This is a genomic window from Shewanella sp. AS16, assembly GCF_021412365.1.
Lineage (GTDB): Bacteria > Pseudomonadota > Gammaproteobacteria > Enterobacterales > Shewanellaceae > Shewanella > Shewanella salipaludis.
The window spans coordinates 1-1,250 of record NZ_JAKCLK010000031.1; the positions used below are offsets into that span (position 1 = coordinate 1).

Genomic DNA, 1,250 nt, shown 5'->3' on the forward strand with positions numbered 1-1,250 from the left:
ACGCCCATGGCTTTAGCAGCGTCCATTACTGAGTAGTTTTGGTCAACGACCAGTTGTGCTGCCTCGAGTCGAAACTCCGGGCTGTATGTTGGTCTGGTTTGCTTTGTCATTGTGTCACCTGTTTAAATACAGAAGTGATGATATCACCTCTAATCAGGTGGCCAAATTTAGTATGCCACTACAGTCATGGCAAGCTTAGGCAGGCAAAAGAGGATAACTCAAAGCCTAATCAGACAGACCCAAAAGCGCAAAATGGCTTGGATGTCACATCTTTAATTGTTGTAATATTGGTGGTTATAGATAATTTTTTCTCAATTTTGTATATTGAGCAATATGATCTTCTATTTCCCGGATGGACTCAGTAACAAAATTGAATGGAATTCTTATTTTTTGAACTGGAAGTTTTTTATTGCAGCCATCTGAATGCAAATACAGATATATGTAGTTTGGGCCTCGTCCTAGAGAAAAAATATAAACACTCTCAATGCTTTTCCAATCAACATATCCTACAAATCTCTTGCACTTGATTTTATCGCTATAAATACCTTTCCTGTCTATTGTGATATCACATTTCCCAATAGGAATTGATATGAGGAAATGTATAGCCAGAAGAGTTAGTGTCAGCAGTGTACAAAGAAGGAATAACGCAAAAAAATTGCTGAGTCTTATTTCTTCTTCACTATTTGAAAACATTGCCGTTAATATAAACATGGAAAATACAAAGGCTGGAATGTAATATAGTGGATTTACATACATTATTTTCTTGTCAGATTTTAAGTTCAATTCAATACTCCATGCTTATATGACTTTGATGATACAGGTGTTGAGCCCAAGGTTGAGCAGTCTGAGTTGAAATAGATGTTTTTGAAGTGCTAGTTATTTAAAATGGATTTTTACTAGCAGTCACTGTAGCATTCCACAAATCAGGCCAGCCATGTTAAAACAATAACATAATGCACTTTCAGTTAGGGCTCAAGCTAGGGAAAGTGATTTAACCGATAAAGAGTCGGCAGGACATGATGCAAAATGGATGAGGATTGATAAAACAGGTCTACTTCACTCAAAAACAGTGATTTTTGGCGTCAGTTACCCAACCCATTTCCATTCATAGGGTCCTGAAAGCTATCGCTGTAAACAATGAAGTTAACGTCAGCCTGCGTTGAGGTGCTGGCAACAGGCGGAGAAATGCCGTCGTCGCTTCTCTAAATGTTCACAATAGCTGCTGAGTTCTTGCAGCGTTCCCACGGGAC

General features: G+C 38.5%; 2 protein-coding genes. Both read right to left on the minus strand.

What is annotated here, in order from left to right; all coding sequences use genetic code 11:
• Window positions 1–110 (minus strand): transposase (locus tag LZP73_RS19140; protein ID WP_234236503.1); only part of this gene is annotated, 110 nt, incomplete at its 3' end.
• 184 nt (window positions 111–294) lie between these two features.
• Window positions 295–783, minus strand: coding sequence for a hypothetical protein (locus LZP73_RS19145; protein ID WP_234236501.1), 489 nt, complete (start codon window positions 781–783; stop codon window positions 295–297).
• Window positions 784–1,250: the final 467 nt, after the last annotated feature.